The sequence below is a fragment of the uncultured Marinobacter sp. genome (assembly GCF_947259545.1).
Lineage (GTDB): Bacteria > Pseudomonadota > Gammaproteobacteria > Pseudomonadales > Oleiphilaceae > Marinobacter.
Map to the genome: position 1 here is coordinate 532,395 of NZ_CAMYMK010000008.1, position 18,882 is coordinate 551,276.

The 18,882-nt window shown below is 56.9% G+C and carries 19 protein-coding genes; 10 read left to right on the forward strand and 9 right to left on the reverse strand.

Annotated features, from left to right (window positions below; translation table 11 throughout):
* Nucleotides 1–28 precede the first annotated feature (28 nt).
* Nucleotides 29–709 carry a hypothetical protein gene (locus tag Q0Y21_RS14105; protein WP_297796753.1) on the forward strand — a complete coding sequence of 227 codons (681 nt, stop codon included), beginning with the start codon at nt 29–31 and terminating at the stop codon, nt 707–709.
* A gap of 555 nt (nt 710–1,264) precedes the next feature.
* Complete coding sequence (locus Q0Y21_RS14110) at nt 1,265–1,867, forward strand: hypothetical protein (RefSeq protein ID WP_297796756.1); 603 nt, start codon at nt 1,265–1,267, stop codon at nt 1,865–1,867.
* Nucleotides 1,868–1,928: 61 nt separating this feature from the next.
* Here the strand turns inward: Q0Y21_RS14110 and Q0Y21_RS14115 are convergent, their stop codons facing one another.
* A complete protein-coding gene (locus tag Q0Y21_RS14115; RefSeq protein WP_297796759.1) occupies nt 1,929–2,801 on the reverse strand; it encodes an ABC transporter substrate-binding protein in 873 nt (290 codons plus the stop codon).
* Between the two features lie 144 nt (nt 2,802–2,945).
* Nucleotides 2,946–3,875: a DUF1853 family protein gene (locus Q0Y21_RS14120; RefSeq protein WP_297796761.1), complete on the reverse strand. Its 930-nt coding sequence runs from the start codon at nt 3,873–3,875 to the stop codon at nt 2,946–2,948.
* Nucleotides 3,876–4,024: 149 nt separating this feature from the next.
* Between Q0Y21_RS14120 and Q0Y21_RS14125 the strand changes: the two genes are divergently transcribed.
* From Q0Y21_RS14125 to Q0Y21_RS14140, 4 genes are all read left to right on the forward strand, one after another.
* Complete coding sequence (locus Q0Y21_RS14125) at nt 4,025–4,465, forward strand: VOC family protein (RefSeq protein ID WP_297796763.1); 441 nt, start codon at nt 4,025–4,027, stop codon at nt 4,463–4,465.
* 89 nt (nt 4,466–4,554) lie between these two features.
* Entirely contained in the window at nt 4,555–5,961 is a 1,407-nt protein-coding gene (locus Q0Y21_RS14130) for a mannose-1-phosphate guanylyltransferase/mannose-6-phosphate isomerase (protein WP_297796764.1), read from the forward strand.
* Nucleotides 5,962–6,022: 61 nt separating this feature from the next.
* On the forward strand, nt 6,023–7,429 hold the full coding sequence (locus tag Q0Y21_RS14135) for a hypothetical protein (RefSeq protein WP_297796766.1): 1,407 nt from the start codon (nt 6,023–6,025) through the stop codon (nt 7,427–7,429).
* On the forward strand, nt 7,401–7,778 hold the full coding sequence (locus Q0Y21_RS14140) for a hypothetical protein (protein ID WP_297796768.1): 378 nt from the start codon (nt 7,401–7,403) through the stop codon (nt 7,776–7,778). Before Q0Y21_RS14135 ends, Q0Y21_RS14140 begins: the two co-directional genes overlap by 29 nt.
* A gap of 60 nt (nt 7,779–7,838) precedes the next feature.
* Here the strand turns inward: Q0Y21_RS14140 and Q0Y21_RS14145 are convergent, their stop codons facing one another.
* Complete coding sequence (locus Q0Y21_RS14145) at nt 7,839–8,384, reverse strand: cold-shock protein (protein ID WP_297796770.1); 546 nt, start codon at nt 8,382–8,384, stop codon at nt 7,839–7,841.
* Nucleotides 8,385–8,600: 216 nt separating this feature from the next.
* Between Q0Y21_RS14145 and Q0Y21_RS14150 the strand changes: the two genes are divergently transcribed.
* Nucleotides 8,601–8,819: a SlyX family protein gene (locus Q0Y21_RS14150; RefSeq protein ID WP_297796772.1), complete on the forward strand. Its 219-nt coding sequence runs from the start codon at nt 8,601–8,603 to the stop codon at nt 8,817–8,819.
* A 2-nt stretch (nt 8,820–8,821) separates the two neighbouring features.
* Here Q0Y21_RS14150 and dapE read toward each other — a convergent pair whose 3' ends face one another.
* Genes dapE through map form a run of 6 tightly spaced genes read right to left on the reverse strand, consistent with a single transcriptional unit; the run spans nt 8,822 to nt 15,960 of the window.
* Nucleotides 8,822–9,958 carry a succinyl-diaminopimelate desuccinylase gene (gene dapE, locus Q0Y21_RS14155; protein ID WP_297796774.1) on the reverse strand — a complete coding sequence of 379 codons (1,137 nt, stop codon included), beginning with the start codon at nt 9,956–9,958 and terminating at the stop codon, nt 8,822–8,824.
* Nucleotides 9,945–10,973: a 2,3,4,5-tetrahydropyridine-2,6-dicarboxylate N-succinyltransferase gene (dapD, locus tag Q0Y21_RS14160; protein WP_297796776.1), complete on the reverse strand. Its 1,029-nt coding sequence runs from the start codon at nt 10,971–10,973 to the stop codon at nt 9,945–9,947. The genes dapE and dapD overlap by 14 nt, the downstream gene beginning before the upstream one ends.
* A 27-nt stretch (nt 10,974–11,000) precedes the next feature.
* Nucleotides 11,001–11,348 carry an ArsC family reductase gene (locus Q0Y21_RS14165; protein ID WP_297796778.1) on the reverse strand — a complete coding sequence of 116 codons (348 nt, stop codon included), beginning with the start codon at nt 11,346–11,348 and terminating at the stop codon, nt 11,001–11,003.
* Nucleotides 11,345–12,547 carry a succinyldiaminopimelate transaminase gene (dapC, locus tag Q0Y21_RS14170; RefSeq protein ID WP_297796780.1) on the reverse strand — a complete coding sequence of 401 codons (1,203 nt, stop codon included), beginning with the start codon at nt 12,545–12,547 and terminating at the stop codon, nt 11,345–11,347. Before dapC ends, Q0Y21_RS14165 begins: the two co-directional genes overlap by 4 nt.
* A complete protein-coding gene (locus tag Q0Y21_RS14175; protein WP_297796782.1) occupies nt 12,544–15,189 on the reverse strand; it encodes a [protein-PII] uridylyltransferase in 2,646 nt (881 codons plus the stop codon). Before Q0Y21_RS14175 ends, dapC begins: the two co-directional genes overlap by 4 nt.
* Nucleotides 15,190–15,960, reverse strand: a complete 771-nt coding sequence (map, locus tag Q0Y21_RS14180) for a type I methionyl aminopeptidase (protein WP_297796784.1) — start codon at nt 15,958–15,960, stop codon at nt 15,190–15,192.
* Nucleotides 15,961–16,211: 251 nt separating this feature from the next.
* Here map and rpsB point away from each other — a divergent pair, with 251 nt between their 5' ends.
* From rpsB to pyrH, 3 genes are all read left to right on the forward strand, one after another.
* Nucleotides 16,212–16,964 (forward strand): 30S ribosomal protein S2, encoded by a 753-nt coding sequence (gene rpsB / locus Q0Y21_RS14185; RefSeq protein WP_297796786.1) that lies wholly within the window; start codon nt 16,212–16,214, stop codon nt 16,962–16,964.
* 90 nt (nt 16,965–17,054) lie between these two features.
* Nucleotides 17,055–17,924: a translation elongation factor Ts gene (gene tsf, locus Q0Y21_RS14190; protein ID WP_297796788.1), complete on the forward strand. Its 870-nt coding sequence runs from the start codon at nt 17,055–17,057 to the stop codon at nt 17,922–17,924.
* 187 nt (nt 17,925–18,111) lie between these two features.
* Complete coding sequence (gene pyrH, locus Q0Y21_RS14195) at nt 18,112–18,840, forward strand: UMP kinase (RefSeq protein ID WP_297796790.1); 729 nt, start codon at nt 18,112–18,114, stop codon at nt 18,838–18,840.
* Nucleotides 18,841–18,882: the final 42 nt, after the last annotated feature.

Sequence of the window (18,882 nt, forward strand, 5' to 3'; positions counted from 1 at the left end):
CTATCGGGCTGGGGTTCCGATCCCCCATATGGATGATCTTGCACAAGCCGATCGCGAAATTGCACAACAATTTGAGTTTAATCACGTCGTGGGCTCCCACACGATGTTCGGATTAGTACGTCACTATGAGCGCTTCATGAGGCAGTACCGGCATGAGTTAACGGAGGAGGCTTTCAGAGCCCATATCATGCTGTATCTGTACTGGCAGTCCCAACGATTTGCTGAGTATCGTCACGCAAAAAATATTCTTGAGGGTTCTCAGGACGAGTTACCGGGTTGGCTGCATTCGAGAGTTAGTGAGTTAGTCGCTGCGTTGGCTGATTCTGAGGAGAATCGTTGGCAGACGGTCGCGCAAGAGCGCGATAGATTGGATGCGGCACTAGAGGAGTTGGATGAGTCGTGGAGCTGGCTTAACCAGGTCGATGAGGAAGCAACGGATTTGATCCGTAGATTTGAATCGGCGGACCCATCTGTTTCAAGGCATGCACGATTGGTCTTGCGCAATGAATGTTTAATGGCATACCGCTGGAGAGATTGGCTAGAGGGACAGAATCTTCCGAATGACGTGCCAGAGGCTGTGATGCTTTTGTTTAGTCATGGCATGCACGATACGGTTCCGGAGAAAATGGATTTTCGCTCCAATCAACAGGCAAACCTCTTTCATGGTTATCGGTATTTTACTGTGAGAGGCGTTGAAGTACCCACCTAGGATTGAGGCCCACACAGGCGGAACATTTTTTCATGTCCACCCTATTACCAGTGAGTCCCCTTGGTCCGTAAAGGAACTGTCTGTATGACCATGCCGATGGAGACACAAGAATACACTTCTACCGCCTATCGGTCTGACCAGTCGGTGCAGCTACCCGAAACCCGGGTCAAACGGGAGCGCGTTGGGGACGAACTCCAACCGTATGGCGCCTACGCTAACCTTAACCCGTACCACCGAACCGTGGAGGATGTTGATACGGTTCAGTCTGGAGAACGAGAGGATCCGGAGTTCTATAAGACCGACTGGTGGTGGGACCATCAGAGGCTTCGCTTTCTTAATGAGAAGCTTGGATTAAAGGCTTTAATACTGATTATTCCATTCACTTGGATACTGACTTTGACAGTAGGGGGCGCGGCTCTGATTTCGTGGGGAACGTCTGTCGCATCTAACGCTTTAGGGTTTCCTCCTATTGTATTTGTGATACTCGTTACCGCATTGCCTGGAGCCTGGTTTCTATTTGCACTTTGGATTGCAGGCCCAACTACCGACTGGCTTATGACGAAAGTCGTCGGAACCCTCCTCAAGCCTTTCGAGAAAACTCTGGAAAAGAAGTTGGACGAAACCCTGGAAGACGGCTGCAGTGAGTTCAACCGAGTGACCGGGCAGGTAAAGTTCGCCTTGGGCAAGGGACGTAACTTCGAAGCGCCGTTTGTGGAGTTCGATGCCTACGTAGAGCGAGTAGTCCAACGTGGCGGTATCTTCTATAGACTGATGTTTGTACATCGCTACACCCAAAAGCAGTTTAACAAAACTTCCCTGAGCAACATCGAAGCGGAAAAAACCGAGGTGCTGGCCTTGTGGGACATGCTGCAACGCTTAATGGACGTCACCCAGCCCCTGCCGGACATGCCCAGGCTGGAACCGTTCCGCCACCTGGATCCGGTAACCGCCGAGCATGATCGGCAGACAGGCCGGAATCCCAGGTTCTGGCGGGACCTTGATCTGGAGACCTGGCAAAAAGGTGAAGGCGCGGAGCTATTGAGGAGTCAACGGCAATACCCCTGGGGGCGCCGGCAGTGCAGGCTTACGCCGAAACTGGGCAGTATGGACATGCCGACTTATCGCCAACAAAGGCCCGAAACCGCCAGTGTTGTATAAGGCAGCGCTGACTGGAAAAGTTCCTGTATGACGATACTGCTGGAGACACGAAGCTACGCTTCTACTGGCGATCGGTTAGATAAGGTGGTTTGTCCCCACACCGCGAATCGCCGTCTTCCACCACCAAATACCGAAGCGGCAAATCCGGCAGCGAGGTGGTAATCAAATCCACCAGCCGCCCGGATTGCCGCAGCTCGTCCAATCCTTCATTAAACTCCTTCAAATACCGCTCACTGTCAGGCACCCGGCGGGAGAGAATCAGGTAAAGGTAATCGGACTGTAGCGGGGTAGTGTGGAAGGTGATTTTGTCGCTCAGGTTCAGTGTCTTGATCATGCCCATGCCCACGGCCGGTTCCATGGGAAACAGGTCGATGCGGCCGGCAGCCAGTTTGCGGAAGTTGGTCTGGTCCGAGGTGGTGATCTCTGCGCTGATGGTGCCGGCAGCCACGGCTTCTTCGAATTTCTTACCGTAGTTATAGTCTTGTGTCAGGCCTATGCGATAGCTTTCGAGGTCTTTTACGTCGTTCCAGTCAAAGTCCATGCTGGTGCGGTGGAACAGTACATAGTTGTGAGCCACGATGGGATCGCTGAAGTGGAAATGCTTGAGCATTTCCGGGCGGCAGGTCCAGGCTACCGAGCCGTCCCACACGCCTTTTTCTGCCAGCATGCGGGCTCTGGACCAGGGGAAGAATCCATAGGTCACCGGTGTATCGTGTTTGGCAAACGCCAGGGTCACGATGTGTGAAATTGTCCCATAGTGGGGAGGGGTATTCTCCATGTATGGGGGCCAGTGCCCGTTGGTGAGTCTGACACCCGGGGACGGCTCTTCGGCTTTTAGTCCCGGGGCCAGGGCGCAGGCTAGCGCCACACCCAAAAGCTGGTTGCAGAGTCTGTTTACGAACCGATAACGGCTGGGCTGTCCTTGCAGAGGCATTTTTCCATCCAGACATGGCGGTGCGGCCCGGACAATGCCGTCCTGCGTGCGGGGTCACCACCGAGAAGAGAGGGCGTAGATTTCGTATATTCAAAGAGTAGCATGGAGCCAGCTCTAAACAACCGTGTTGAATGGGCCATCAATTCAATCCGCGAGCATAACTGTCGGGGGAAGTGCGGCGGGTGCCGGCCAGGTGTCTGGCACGACAAATATGCGAGATGTTTCCCGCCAGTGATCATGCTGTTCGGACGGTTCCATCTCTGCAAACAGGCGTGGTATCCCTTTAGCTGACACGGTATCCAGGGCCCGCTGCACGTGGGCTGTAACAGGCTCTTCCTGTTGCAACCAGGGGCCGAGCCAATGCGGCTTGTTCAGCGGAACCCAGTGTCGGGTGGTGTCGGATTGCAGCTCACTCAGATACATCCAACGGCCCCGAAGGTGGTTTTCCGGTACCGTTGCTGGCGGCGGTAACCGGGTAATACTGGAGTAGAACAGATAGCCAGGCATGAAGATGCGCGTGGTGATGGGCCCTTTGATGTCATGATCGTTCAACAACCGTACCGTTTCCGGTCGACTGGTGAGTTGGCTCTGGCGGTGCAGCATGTGGTCGGTTTTCAGGTCCAGCCGGTCCCTGGCGTTGGGGCCGTACCAGCGGTTCTGTCCATTGGCGTAGGGATAGCCAAGATAGTATTTAACCGCAATTTCATGGTGCTCAACGCGACGATCGTGCTGGTTGTATACGACAAAATCCAGCTCACCGATGGTTCGGCCTTCTTGTCGTATTTGCTGGTTCTTCAATAGCACCGTCCAGCCCAGCAGCTCGGTCAACAGGCACTCGTACAGTCGTTCAAAGTAGTATCCGAGTCTGGGGTTGGGCTCTTCAGACAGAACCTCCGGTCCGCTTGACGGGGTCTGGTCCCACTCCCGTAACCGCTGAATGGCTTCGGCAGTCGCGTAGTGAACCGGGTAAAACACCCGCTCATCGACGAGTAACTGTGGTGTGGCGATCATCCAGGCCAGGTGGCGTATCGCAGGTGTCTTGAACGTAGTTGGCGATGGCGTGGAAATAGTCATTCCGAAAGCATACTTCAATCCTGACGTGGGAGCAGCCAGTCGTCAGGCAAGACAACTTGATTTTATGGCAACGCCGCCTGGATTCCGGGGGTGTGGTTAAGGTACAACCTTACTAGCGCCCAATGTGAATTTTATTCAGGAGAACCACCATGCAATATCTCCATACCATGATTCGTGTCAGCAATCTGGACGAATCCCTGCATTTTTTCTGTGACCTGTTGGGTTTGAAGGAAATGAACCGCAAGAGCAGTGAGAAAGGGCGCTTTACCCTGGTTTTTCTCGCGGCACCTGACGATGAAGCCCGCGCGGCAGAGGACAGGGCTCCAATGATTGAGCTGACCTACAACTGGGACCCCGAGGAATACAGTGGCGGTCGTAACTTCGGCCACCTCGCTTATCGGGTGGAGGATATCTACGCTCTCTGTGAGCACCTGCAGGCCAATGGTGTCACCATCAATCGCCCACCGCGGGATGGCCACATGGCGTTCGTGCGGTCACCGGATGGTATTTCCATAGAGTTGCTTCAGAAAGGCGAAGCGCTGGAGCCCAGGGAGCCCTGGGTCAGCATGGAAAACACGGGGACCTGGTAGCCCTGTCACACCAGAGCATGACAAGGCCGCAATGGGAAACCAGGCGGCTTTACGCTAGAATTTGCGAAACGTTCAACCAAGGATGACACATGCTTGCAGTGATTCTTTCCGGTGGCTCAGGGACCCGCTTGTGGCCGCTTTCCCGTGAGGCCTACCCGAAGCAGTTTTTGCCGGTTGTCTCCGATGACTCCCTGTTGGCAGAAACCATTGAGCGGGGGCTCATGCTGGACAACAGCGCCCGGGTGATGGCAATCACCAACGAGGACCACCGCTTTGTTGTCGCTGCTCAGCTCCATGCTCAGGCGCCCGAGCGCACAGCTGGCATTATTCTTGAGCCAGTAGGTCGTAACACGGCGCCAGCGATTGCTTTGGCAGCCCTGGCCGCCGCCGAGGACAACCCGGAAGAATTGCTTCTGGTAATGCCCTCTGATCATGTGCTGAAAAATCTCGCGGCATTTCGTGAAGCAGTGCAGAAGGGTGCGGATGCTGCCCGTTCCGGCAAGCTGGTGACTTTTGGTATCGTCCCGTCCTCGCCACACACTGGCTATGGCTATATCAAGGCAGGTGACCAGAAGAATGGTTATCAGGATGTTGCAGCTTTCGTGGAGAAGCCGGATGAGGCAACAGCCGAGCGTTACCTCTCCGAGGGCGATTACTTCTGGAACAGCGGGATGTTCCTGTTCAGGGCAGACCGGTACCTGCAGGAGCTGGAAACCCACCAGCCTCAGATACTGAAGGCTTGCCTTGAGGCCTGGGAGCAAAAGCAGGCTGATATGGATTTCACCCGTGTCGGTAAGGCTGCGTTTGAAAGCTGCCCGGATGACTCTATCGATTACGCTGTGATGGAGAAGACCCGCGATGCGGTCGTTGTGCAGCTGGACGCCGGATGGTCGGATGTCGGATCCTGGTCCGCGCTCTGGGAAATCCAGCCCCAGGACGAGCAGGGCAATGTATGTCGTGGCGACGTCATCACCGAGGATGTCTCTGGCTCCTATATCCACTCTGAGGGGCGATTGATTGCGGTCCTTGGGGTCAGTGACCATGTCATCGTGGAAACCGATGACGTGGTGTTGGTGGCCGATCGCAATCGCGTGCAGGACGTCAAAAAGCTGGTGGCCAAAGTGAAGGCTCAGGGGCGTCTGGAACACCGTTTCCATAAAAAGGTCCACCGGCCCTGGGGCACCTACGAGGGGATTGCCATGGGGGAGCGCTTTCAGGTCAAACGGATTACCGTGAATCCTGGTGCCTCTCTCTCCCTGCAGAAGCACCATCACCGGGCGGAGCACTGGGTAGTGGTCAAAGGTACCGCCACCGTGAACAGGGGTGAGGAAACCCTGCTGTTGACGGAAGACCAGTCCACCTACATACCGCTGGGTGTGACACACCGCCTGACGAATCCCGGTGTGATCCCGCTTGAACTGATTGAAGTCCAGACCGGGAGCTATCTGGGCGAAGATGACATTGTCCGCTTCGAGGACACCTATAATCGCGTTTGATTGATCGGATTCAAGAATCCAGCTGCCCGGGATGGGCGGCCTCAAGCAAAGGAGTTGCTGAATGGAAGACTGGCAGGGATGCCTGAGCCCCTTGTGTCAAACCGCCCTGCAACGGGCGCGGGACCACGTGACCCAGCGTGGTGGTTTTGCAATCACTGTTGAGGATTTTCTTCTTGCCCTGGTTGAGGGGGAATCGGTGGTGGCCGGTTTCCTCAAGGCTCGAGGTGTTGATCTGGACGAACTGGTAAGAACCGTCCAGTGCGAACAACCCATTGTCACCGAGGTGGGTGGGGAAGGCCGCTTATCCTCGCAACTTCTGTACTGGTTCTCGTCCGCCCGCGAAATCTCCGATGCGCCCTGGCTGGACTGGCCGGTGTTGCTCTCAACTCTGGCTGTCAATGCCGAGCGACTTCAGGAAAAAGCGTATGTCGCTATTCTGGAGCTGGTGGGTGAATGGCCGCTGTCTGGCTGGAGTGGCGGGCCAGAAACGGAGGAGAGCCCGGACAATATTCCCGTTGTCGTCAGTGACCTGCAGTGGCTGTCCCTGGCGGAGGAGGTTGCGGTGACTATTGCTGCCGCACCCGATGCTCTGATCTGGCTCCGTGGGGATCGTGGTACAGGTAAATCTTCCTGGTTGAAATCGTTGCTGCCGTGCCTTGAGAACGGGTATGTAGAGCTGGATCTGCGGCGGGAGTCGGAACTGGTAGCCAGTGATCATCCTGCCGTGCCGGATCGTCATGTGGCCCAACGGGACTGGCCAGCGCTTATCCTCGACAATGTATCGCCGGCGGATGCCGTTACCCTGGCCGGTCGCTCGGACAGTTTCGCGGCGCAGTTGGTGCTGTCGTGGCAGGGGCCGCTGCTGTTACTGGGACCGTCTGGTCAGGAGTGCGCTGGAGCTGTCTCGCAGTTGGAACGCTGGCTCGGGCGCTCCATGGATATTTTCGATATGCCGGGTTCTGGATACGATCAGAAGAAATCCGTTCTGACTGCCCACCAGCCAGCCATTGAGAAGCGGTGGAATGTCCGCCTGCCCGAGCCGGTCATGAGCTACGTGGCTGAGTGCAGGAGCCGGGCGGTGGGATCTCCTGGTGGCATGCTCCGATGGGTCGAAAGGGCTGCCGCGAGGCTCAACCTGTATGCGAGTCGTGGCCCGGTGGATGCAGTTGCGGTAGCTGGCCAGATGGATACGTTACGCCGGCAATGTCTGGTGGCGCTTGCCCGCCACGAGTCTCTGGAAGTACTGGAATCCAGCCTGGCGCAGCTGGAAATTGAGCGGGCGGCGTTCGAGGTTGCCTGGCATGAACGGAAAGCTGCCGGTACTTTGCATACGCTGACGGTGGAGGATTTGCAGCAGGAACTGGAGCGCTGGGTTGCAGCCCGCCCCGGCCCGGTTCACTATGTTGTCCATTGTGATCATGATGGGGGAGAAACAACGGGTGCAGGACCTCGAAATATACATTCGTGACCTGAAGCCTCTGGCGGCTTCGGAGTGGTTATCCAGTCATCTGGATGAACTTGAACTGGATGACCGGCAGGTCGACGCCAAGGCCATCAAGGGCCGCGCGCACTACGAAGGTGAGACCGTCAACATCAGCCTGTATCCGGGGGCGTCCGGTAAACGTTATACCTGTCTGGTGCTGGAAGGTGCGTCTTTGCCCTGGAATTCCGATCTGGAGTTTGCTCGCAGTGCGTGGCGCAGGATGGATACGGAGGTTCGCTGCAGCCCGGGTGACTGGAAAGAGGGCGAACCGGTTGAGGATGAAAAATGGTGGCGCCTGGACGACCGGGGCGAACAACTGGTGGTCTGGAACTGAGGGATTACAAAAAAAGGGGCAGCCACATGGCTGCCCCTTTTTCGCTACACCCGGCGCAAGTCAGTCGCTCAGGATGGACACGTTATCGGCCTGCAGGCCCTTGTCGGCTTCAACAACGTTGAAACGAACAAGCTGGCCCTGACGCAGCACGCGACGGCCACGGCCACGAATGGCACGGAAGTGAACGAATACCTCGTCACCACTGTCGCGAACGATGAAGCCAAAACCTTTCTTCACGTTAAACCACTTAACAGTGCCTTCCTCATCGCCTTCCGGGCTGGTGTCGTCAAAGTCGTCGCTGTCGTCATAGTCCTGATTGGACGGGCGGGACTGGGCAGGGGCGGAACGTTTGGCGCCTTGTCTGGCGGCAAACGCCACGGTCAGGAAGCCAGCAGCGCCAAAAAGTACAACGGCGATGATGTAGGCTGCGATGCCCTGGCCGCTGCCAAGGATGAATGGGGTGTTGGTTGCCAGTTCGCTGGATCCGGATTTGGACAAAATCTGGAATACTTCCGGAGTAAAGCTGACCAACAGAAAACCGAGGATAAACGGTGACGGAATGGCGATCAGGAGAGCAACAAGGATCGCTTTGGCTGGATTACGCATTGACTGAGATTTCTCCATTACTTTTTAACGCTAACGATAAAGAGCCGGATATCGGGTAAAATCGCCTATCCGGCCGGTGATAACCGCCAAAGTAACCGAAGAAAACGGGCCTTGGCGGGCAAAAGCGGCATGATACCAGATAACGGGGAGCGCTGACCAAGCAAGTGGTCAGTCAGATACATGGATCACAGGATTTGCGGAGAGCAGTCACGACCAATGACAAATAACGATCTGGAAGCACGACTGGATGAGCTTGAAACCCGGCTGGCGTTTCAGGATGACCTTATCAATACCCTGAGCGATCAGGTGGCCCGGCAGGAGATGGATATCCGTGAGTTGTGGGAGGCTAAACGGCTTCTGAACAAGCAACTGAAGGAAGTATCACCCTCGAACATCAAGCGGGAAGACGAGGAAACCCCGCCCCCGCATTACTGATCTCACGCCAGCAGTTCAATCAGGATCTGCTCGTAGATGTCAGACAGAGTGTCCAGGTCCGCCGCTTTCACACACTCATCCACCTTGTGGATGGTGGCGTTGATCGGGCCCAGCTCAACCACCTGAGCGCCGGTGGGCGCAATGAAACGGCCATCGGAAGTGCCGCCGGATGTGGACAGTTCCGTTTCCCGGCCGGTGACCGTGCGAATGGCATTCTGGCTGGCGGAGACCAGCGCGCCGCGATCCGTCAGGAACGGACGACCGCTCAGGTGCCACTGCAGGTCATACTTGAAACCGAACCGGTCCAGAACGGCAACCACGCGCTCTTCCAGACTTTCCGCGGTATTTTCCGTGCAGTAGCGGAAGTTGAAGTGCACCAGACATTCACCGGGAATGATGTTGCTGCCGGTGCCCGCTTCCACTTTGGTGATCTGGAAGGTGGTCGGCGGGAAGAAGTCATTGCCGTTGTCCCAGAATTCCCGGGCCAGGGCATCCAGTGCCGGCGCAACGGCATGCACCGGGTTCTCCGCCAGGTGCGGATAGGCGACATGGCCCTGAACACCGTGAACGCTCAGATAGCCGTGCAGTGAACCGCGCCGGCCGTTCTTGATGACATCTCCCACCTCATGGGTGCTGGACGGCTCACCGATCAGGCACCAGTCGATCTTCTCGTTTCTGGCTTCCAGGGTTTCCACCACCTTGACGGTGCCGTCATGGGCCGGGCCTTCCTCATCACTGGTGATCAGCAGGGCAATGGAGCCACGGTGATCGGGGTGATTTTCCACGAACCGTTCGCAGGCCGTCACGAATGCCGCCAGACTGCCTTTCATGTCCGCGGCCCCGCGACCGTACAGGTAACCGTCCTGGATGACCGGCTCAAACGGAGGATGGGCCCAATTCTTCTCGGGACCGGTGGGGACGACGTCGGTATGACCGGCGAATGCCAGCACTGGCCCCTCTGCGCCCTTGCGGGCCCAGAGGTTGTCGGTGTCGCCAAACCGGAGTGATTCGCCCTCAAAGCCGAGCGCAGCCAGGCGGGACATCATCAGGTCCTGGCAGCCGGCGTCTTCCGGGGTGACGGATCGCCGGCGGATCAGGTCGATGGCCAGATCGAGCGTTGGGGAATTAGTTGTTTGCATGCAGTTCTTCGTTCAGCTCGATCGCGGTTTTGTGGGACTTGCACTCGACGGCGCCGGTCTGACTGTTGCGGCGGAACAGCAGGTCAGGCTTGTTGGCCAGATCGCGGGCCTTGATCACTTCTACAAGCTCGTTGTTGTCATCCAGCAGTGCCACCTTGGTACCGGCGGTGATGTACAGGCCGGCTTCCACTTTGCAGCGGTCGCCCAGCGGAATGCCGATGCCGGAGTTGGCGCCAATCAGGCAGTTCTCGCCGACAGAAATGATGATGTTGCCACCGCCGGACAGCGTGCCCATGGTGGAGCAGCCGCCACCCAGATCCGAGCCCTGGCCAACCATGACGCCAGCGGAGATACGGCCTTCGATCATGCTGGTGCCTTCGGTGCCGGCGTTGAAGTTGATGAAGCCTTCGTGCATGACGGTGGTGCCTTCGCCCACGTATGCGCCCAGGCGAACCCGGGCCGTGTCAGCGATACGCACGCCTTTGGGGACCACGTAATCGGTCATCTGTGGGAATTTATCCACGGACTTCACTTCCAGGATACGATCCTCCAGGCGGGCCTTCAGCTGACGCTCGGACAGTTCGTTCAGGTCGATCGCGCCTTCGTTGGTCCACGCCAGGTTTGGCAGCAGGCCAAAGATGCCGTCCAGTTTTACACCATGGGGTTTGGCCATGCGGTGAGAGATCAGGTGCAGCTTGAGGTACACCTCCGGCGTACTGGAAGCCATGTTATCGGTTTCCAGGATGGTGACGACGACCGGGCGAGTGCTTTTGGACGCCTTCTCAGCCAGGCTCGCCTGCTCGGTGTTTCCCACCTGACGCAGTGCCTCGGACAGGGCGTTCAGATCGTCACCCGTAACCTGAAGCGCCTGGTTGCCGCCCTTGTAACCGAGCGAATTGCCCGCCACCTCTATCAGGCTGTTATCGGGTTTCATCACCGGCTGCTGATAAAACACTTCCAGCCATTCGCCCTGGTTGTTCTGGGTGCCGATACCGATACCGAATGCAAAACTCATCAGGTGGTTGCTCCTATTGTCTCAGATTCATTCTTGGGAAAAACGGGTGGCCCATTCGTCGGCATTGAAGCCTACGCTGACATTTCCCTCATGCTCGACCACGGGTCGTTTGATGATGGAAGGGTTCTCTAACATGATGTCGTGGGCGGATTGGGCATCAATGGTATCACGAACGTCTTCGGGAAGTTTGCGCCAGGTGGTTCCCCGGCGGTTCACCAGAGTTTCCCAGCCGACAGACTGCTCCAGGCGTGACAGCAGGGGGCCATCCAGCCCGTCTTTCCTGAAGTCGTGAAACTCATAGGGAACGCCTTGTTCCTCCAGCCATTTGCGGGCTTTTTTGACCGTATCGCAGTTCTTGATGCCGTATATCTTCATGCCTTGTTTGCCTTTACAAATTCCACAATGCGTTTCGCAGCTTCAACGCACTCTTCCAGCGGTGCGACCAGCGCCATGCGCACCCGGTTCTCGCCGGGGTTGTGGCCATTCACGGTTCGGGAGAGGTAGCGCCCCGGCAGTACATGGACGTTCTGCTGAGCGGAAAGCTCGCGGGCGAACGTCTCGTCATCCATCGGGGTTTCTGGCCAGAGGTAGAACCCGGCGTCCGGATAGTCAACGGACATGACTTCCCGGAGGATGGGCACCACCGCTTCGAACTTCGCGCGGTAGGCGGCGCGATTCTCCCGCACATGATCCTCGTCCTGCCAGGCGGCAATGCTGGCCAGCTGATTGTGGATGGGCATGGCGCAGCCATGATAGGTGCGGTATTTCAGGTAGCCTTTCAGGATTGCCGCGTCGCCCGCAACAAAGCCCGAACGCAGCCCGGGCAGATTGCTGCGCTTGGACAGACTGTGAAAGACGATGCAGCGTGAAAAATCGTGTCGACCGATAGCTGCGCAGGTTTGCAGCAGGCCTTCCGGCGGCCGGGATTCGTCGGGGTAGAGCTCGGAATAGCACTCGTCCGAGGCGACGACGAAGTCATGGCGGTCCGCGAGTTCGATCACTTTGATCAAGGTTTCACGGGGAATGACCGCGCCACTGGGGTTACCCGGTGAGCAGAGGAACAGCACCTGGCAGTCTTGCCAGACATCATCGGGTACCTGATCGAAATCCGGGATAAAGCCGTTGCTGCCGTCGCAGGGCAGGTAGACGGGCGTCGCGCCTGAAAGAAACGCTGCGCCCTCGTAGACCTGGTAAAACGGGTTCGGGCTGACCACGGTGGCCGGCTTGCTGGCATCAACCACGGCCTGAACCAGGGAGAAAATGGCCTCACGGGTGCCATTGACCGGAACAATATGGTCGCTGGCGGACAAACTTCCCGGCTGCAGATCAAAGCGGCGAGTCGCCCACTGGCTGATGGCTTGTCGCAATTCGTCGGTTCCCCGGGTGGTGGGGTAATTGGCCAGTTTGTCCAGGTTGTCCGCGATAACCTGCTTTACGAACGCCGGTGACGGGTGTTTGGGCTCGCCAATACCCAGAGAAATAGGCGACAGATGTTCAGGTACGGACATGCCGGCCTTCAGTTTGGCCAGTTTCTCAAACGGGTAAGGGTGTAGTCGGTCCAGATTGGAGTTCATTGAGTGTCGTCCAGCATAGTACGAAGGTCTTCCTGCAGGGCCTGGCAGATGGCAGGGTCACTGATTTGCTCGCCCTGCTCGTCGGTAACGAAGAAGGCGTCTTCCACGCGCTCCCCCAGGGTGGCGATTTTGGCGTTGGTCAGCCTGACGCGATGCTCAAGCAGAACCTGGCCAACCCGCGCCAGAAGGCCGGGTCTGTCCGGCGTGATGACTTCAATCACTGTGCGCTGATTGATCGTGTCATTGGACAGAGTGACTTCGGTGGGAAAGGCGAAGTGCTTGAGCTGTCTGGGTGTACGGCGATGGATGATGTCGGGATAATCTTCGGGATCGTCCAGTTCCTCTATCAGCCTCTGGCGCACACGGTCCTTGCGGGCCGGGTCAATGCCCAGGGGTTTGCCCTTTTCATCGAGCACCACGTACGAACTGATGGAGTAGGGGGTCTCGCTGGAGCTGATCCGTGCGTCAACGATGTTGAGGTTGAGCTGTTCCAGCACCGCGGTGGTCGCAGCGAACAGCGCGACCCGGTCACGCATGTAGATGATGATCTGGGAATAGCCATCCGTGGGGCCGCCACGGGTATCACGGATTAGCACCAACGGGTCAGGATTGTCGCCGTGGCGAATGATGGCCGCGGTCTGCCAGGCGATATCCACGGTGGAGTCCTGGAGGAAATAGTCTTCATCCAGAGTGTTCCAGATGCTGTCGATCTGCTCGTCAGTCATGTTCTGGGCGTGCAGGATCTCCCGGGCTTCGGACTGTGTTGCCCGCACCCACTCCTGGCGATCCACCGGAGTTTCCGTGCCCCGGCGCAGTGCTCGCTTGGTTTCGATGTACAGCTGGCGCAAAAGTGATGCGCGCCAGGTATTCCAGAGCTTGGGGTTGGTGGCGCTGATATCGCACACCGTGAGGACGTAAAGGTAGTCCAGATGCGCCTGGCTCGGAACCGACTGGGCGAAGGCATGGATGATGTCCGGATCGGAAATGTCCTTGCGCTGTGCGGTCATCGACATCATCAGGTGGTTTTCCACCAGCCAGGACACCAGTTGGGTGTCACGCTCACTGAGATGGTGGCGCTCGCAAAAGTCTTCCGCGTCAATGGCCCCCAATTCCGAATGGTCACCACCGCGACCTTTCGCAACATCGTGATAGAGGCCCGCTATAAACAGGGTTTCCAGTTTGGGCAGACGGTGAATCAATCGGGAGGCCAACGGGTATTCCGTTCGTGCCTCGGGGCTCGTCAGCCGGGCCATGTTGCGGATGACCCTCATGGTATGGGCATCCACGGTATAGATGTGGAACAGGTCGTGCTGCATCTGACCGATGATCTGGCCAAATTCCGGCAGGTAGCGGCCCAGCACGTTGTATTTCTTCATGGCGGACAGGGTCTGATCCAGCGCGTGGGGTGTCCTCAGTAACTCCATGAACAGGGACGTCACCGCAAGGTCCGAACGGAAGGCATCGTCAATCAGGTGGCGGTGCGCCCGCAGGGAGCGAATGGTGGTCGCTCGTATGCCCTTGATTTCCGGGTGCTGGGCCATCAGCACGAAAATCTCCATGATGGAGTAGGGCGCGTAGGCAAAGACCTGATTGTTCACTGCCTCGATATACCGGTTGCGGATCTGGAAACGTTTGTTCAGCGGCTGGATATCATCGGCATCGCCGGCGCCAAGAATTGCCTCGTCATAGTACTGGAGAATGACATCGGCCAACTCTGCCAGCGCCAACACGGTGCGGTAGTACGACTGCATCATCAGTTCGACGCCCAGTCGCTTGCCCTCGTCCTGGTAACCCAGCATTTCTGCAAGGGCTCGCTGATGGTCAAACAGCAGGCGGTTTTCGTTGCGGTCGGCAATCAGCTGCAGACCAAAACGCAGGCGCCACAGGAAAGTCTCGCCCTGGAACAGGATCTGGTGTTCTTCTTCGGTCAGGATGCTGAAGCGGGTCAGGTCGGCAATATTCTGCAGGCCGAAATGGCGTTTGGTGATCCAGCCGATGGTCTGTATATCCCGGAGGGCGCCCGGAGATCCCTTCACGTTGGGTTCCAGGTTGTATTCGGTGTCACCGTACTTCTTGTGGCGTCGCTGCTGCTCTTCCCGTTTGGCGATGAAATACTCACGATCCGAACTGACATCATCGGCATAGACCTGCTCGCTGAGGTCTTCCCTCAGCTCATCAGGACCGGCGATGGTGCGGGTTTCCAGCAGGTTGGTGAGGATGGTGATATCTTCGCGGGCAGCGGCCTTGCTTTCCTCAATGCTGCGCACACTGTGGCCAATGTCCAGCTTCAGGTCCCAGAGCAGGGTGATAAAAGCGCCCAGGTCCTCCTGCCATTCCTTGCGGATGCCGTTGCGGGTCAGTATCAGCAGATCGACGTCTGAGTGGGGGTGGAGCTCGCCGCGACCATAGCCGCCAACAGCCACCAGGGAAATGTCGTTGGATGTCGAGAACGGGTAGCGGTTCCAGATCAGTCGCAGGGTGGTATCCACCGTGTCGGCCCGGGAATGAACCAGGGCCCTGACATCCGCCCCCTGGCGAAAGGCTTCCGCATCTGCATTATACCGCTCCCGCAGTAACTCGCGGGCGGCGACTACGGGAGAGTCATCGTTACTGATGCGGAATTCCAGTTCGCTTTGGTCCACCTAGAAAGACTCTTCCGTACGTTTGGTCAGGACATCGCATCCGTCGGCTGTCACCAGGAGGGTGTGTTCCCACTGGGCCGACAGCTTGTGGTCTTTGGTCACCACGGTCCAGCCGTCCGGCAGCAGTTTCGTGTGGTACTTGCCCTGATTGATCATTGGCTCAATAGTGAAGGTCATACCTTCCTGCAATTCCAGGCCCGTGCCAGGCTTCCCATAATGCATAACCTGCGGCTCTTCGTGGAACACCTTGCCGATGCCGTGACCGCAGTAATCGCGAACCACTGAGTAGCGGTGCTTCTCCGCATGCTGCTGGATCGCATGGCCGATATCACCCAGGCGGGTACCCGGTTTGACCAGTTCTATACCTTTATAGAGGCATTCCTGAGTGATGTTGATCAGTCGCTCGGTACCCGGCTTGGGCTTGCCGACGATAAACATCTTGCTGGTGTCACCGTGGTACTCGTCCTTTATTACCGTCACATCGATGTTCAGAATGTCTCCGTCCTTAAGCACCTTTTTCTCGGAAGGGATGCCGTGACAGATAACGTGATTGACAGAAGTGCAGATCGACTTGGGAAAACCCTTGTAATTCAGAGGGGCCGGGATCGCCTTTTGCTCGTTCACAATATAGTCGTGACAGATGCGGTCCAGTTCCTCGGTGGTGACGCCGGGTTTGACGTGTTCCCCGATCATCTCAAGAACGTCTGCAGCCAGGCGGCCTGCGACGCGCATCTTCTCGATTTCTTCCGGAGTTTTGATCGATACCTGCATTGGGCTTCCCGTTGATGTGTATCAAACCGGCATTTTAAGGGGGAGAGGGGCTGGGTACAAGGAAGGTTGATGGCAAAAATAATGGCGTGGCACGGCCAATTTATGGTATAAACGCGCCCGCTGGAAACAAATCCGGCAAATTCACACACGTGTCGACACGTTGTCCCAGGGTGCCGTCTCCTGTTTTAAGGCGAATGGTTGGGTCAATCGGACGCGTGGAGGACTAACCCGAAGCTAAAAAGGTAAATATCATGGCTCAGGTAAATATGCGTGACCTGCTCAAGGCAGGTGCTCACTTCGGTCACCAGACTCGTTACTGGAACCCGAAAATGTCGAAGTTCATCTTCGGCGCCCGCAACAAGATTCATATCATCAACCTGGAACAGACTGTTCCTGCCATGAACGACGCACTCAAGTTCGTTCAGCAACTGGCAGAGAACAAGAACAAGGTTCTGTTCGTAGGTACCAAGCGTGCCGCAGCGAAAATCGTCAAGGAAGAAGCCGAGCGCGCTGGTCAGCCTTTCGTAAACCACCGCTGGTTGGGTGGCATGCTGACCAACTACAAGACCATCCGTCAGTCTATCCGTCGCTACCGTGACCTGGAAGCCCAGAGTCAGGACGGTACTTTCGACAAGCTGACCAAGAAAGAAGCCCTTGATCGTACCCGTGAGATGGACCGCCTCGAGCGTTCTATCGGTGGTATCAAGGACATGGGCGGCCTGCCGGACGCCATGTTCGTGATCGACGTGGACCACGAGCGTATCGCCATCAAGGAAGCCAACAAGCTGGGCATTCCTGTCATCGGTGTTGTTGATACCAACAGCGATCCTGACGGTGTTGATTACGTAATCCCGGGCAACGATGACGCCATTCGCGCTATCCAGATCTACGTGAAGGCCGTTGCCGATACCTGCATCGACGCAGCTCAGTCTGCCGGTGCTGGCGCTGACGAGTTTGTTGAAGTCAGTGAAGATGCTGAAGGTGCCGCTCCAGCCGCTGAGTGATGTTTTCCCTTCAGGTTTGAGATGTAAGGGTGTGCCCGCGAATAACCCCGGGCACACCTCCCTACCGAATTCGGAATAAGAGGATTGAACATGGCTGCAATTACCGCTGCAATGGTCAAAGAGCTGCGTGAGCGTACCGGCCTTGGCATGATGGAGTGCAAGAAAGCACTGGTAGAAGCTGGTGGCAGTGTTGACGCTGCGATCGAAGAGCTGCGTAAGTCTTCCGGCCTGAAAGCCGCCAAGAAGGCAGGCCGTACTGCCGCTGAAGGCGTATCTCTGATCAAGATTTCTGACGACAACACCGTTGCCTTCATTCTGGAAGTCAACTCCGAGACCGACTTCGTTGCCCGTGATGACAACTTCATCAACTTCGCCAACGACGTCCTGGAAGTTGCCTTCGAAAAAGGCGAGACCGACGTGGCCAAGCTGATGGACGGCGATCTGGAATCCAAGCGTGAAGCGCTGGTTCAGAAGATTGGCGAGAACATCACTGTACGTCGCATTGTTAAGGTTGAAGGTCCGGTTGTCGGTGGCTATGTCCACAGCAACAACAAGATCGCTTCCGTCGTAGCTCTGACTGCTGGTGACTCCGAAGTTGCCCGTGACATCGCCATGCACGCTGCCGCTGTTAACCCGCGGGTTGGCAAGCCGGAAGACATGCCTGCCGAAGAGCTCGAGAAAGAGAAAGAAGTGATCAAGGCCCAGCCGGACATGGAAGGCAAGCCTGCCGAAATCGTCGAGAAGATGATGGGCGGCCGTATCAAGAAATTCCTCAAGGAAAACAGCCTTGTTGAACAGCCTTTCGTCAAGAACCCGGACCAGACTGTAGGTGAGCTGATCAAATCCGCTGGCGGTGAGCTGGTTGGTTTTGTTCGTCTGGAAGTGGGTGAAGGTATCGAGAAGGAAGAAGTGGACTTCGCTGCCGAGGTTGCTGCAGCAGCCGGCACTGGTAAGGCCTGATCCTTCTAATTGACGCTGCGGCCTTATGGTTGCAGTGTCACCTGAGTCTGCCACGTCAGTTGGGGTAACCCGGCTTTCGTGGCGGGCTTGTATCTGAGATACCCCTTTTTGTTGAGGAGTATGTCAGATACAAGCCTGCGAAGCTTGTCGCGCCAGATAGCAGCCAACAGACGAAAAGGGGATCACCATGCCGACATCATCGAAAACCCAGCCCAGATACAAACGTGTTCTGCTCAAGCTCAGTGGCGAGGCCCTGATGGGGGAGCACGATTTCGGTATTGATCCCAAAGTTCTTGACCGGATGGCACTGGAAATTGGTGCCCTGATTGGTATTGGTGTTCAGGTAGGGCTGGTTATCGGTGGTGGTAACCTGTTCCGGGGCGCAGCACTGAATGCCGCGGGCATGGATCGGGTAACCGGCGACCACATGGGGATGCTGGCAACCGTAATGAACGGTCTGGCCATGCGCGACGCCCTTGAGCGCTCGAACATCCGTACCCGTGTCATGTCGGCCATTCCCATGAGCGGTATCGTTGAGCACTATGATCGCCGTCGCGCAGTTCGCGACCTGAAAGACGGCGATGTGGTGATCTTCTGTGCTGGGACTGGCAATCCTTTCTTTACCACCGATTCCGCTGCCTGCCTTCGTGGTATCGAGATTGAGGCGGATGCGGTTCTCAAAGCGACCAAGGTGGATGGCGTCTACTCGGCGGATCCCTATCTCGACGCCACAGCTGAAAAATATGACTATCTGACCTATGACGAGGTGCTGGACAAGAAGCTCGGCGTCATGGACCTGACAGCGATCTGCCTGGCCCGTGATCATGGCATGCCGCTGCGGGTGTTTGATATGAATCGCCCCGGTGCCCTGACTCGCATCGTAACCGGCGAGAAAGAAGGTACACTGATCGAATAAAATGGTTGGCCCGGCCAGCACTGTAGCGGCCGGGAACCGGAC